Source organism: Pseudomonas sp. PS02303 (assembly GCF_029959925.1).
Lineage (GTDB): Bacteria > Pseudomonadota > Gammaproteobacteria > Pseudomonadales > Pseudomonadaceae > Aquipseudomonas > Aquipseudomonas mandelii.
The window spans coordinates 1-324 of record NZ_JASCOM010000577.1; the positions used below are offsets into that span (position 1 = coordinate 1).

Consider the following 324-nt stretch of genomic DNA (forward strand, 5'->3'; position numbering starts at 1 on the left):
TGTACGGCGACCATGACCGCTTCGTCGACACCTACTTCAAGACCTTCCGTGGCATGTACTTCACCGGTGACGGCGCACGTCGCGATGAAGACGGTTACTACTGGATCACCGGGCGTGTGGACGACGTGCTCAACGTGTCCGGCCACCGCATGGGCACCGCCGAGATCGAAAGCGCGATGGTTGCGCACCCGAAAGTTGCCGAAGCGGCCGTGGTCGGTGTGCCGCACGACATCAAGGGGCAGGGCATTTATGTCTACGTCACGTTGATCGCGGGTGAAGAGCCGAGCGAGCAACTGCGTCTGGAATTGAAAAACTGGGTGCGTA

1 pseudogene is annotated in these 324 nt (G+C 60.2%); it reads left to right on the forward strand.

Features of this window, described 5'->3' with window-relative positions:
• A pseudogene (locus QMX98_RS35145) lies at positions 1–324 on the forward strand (AMP-binding protein); the annotation flags it as partial.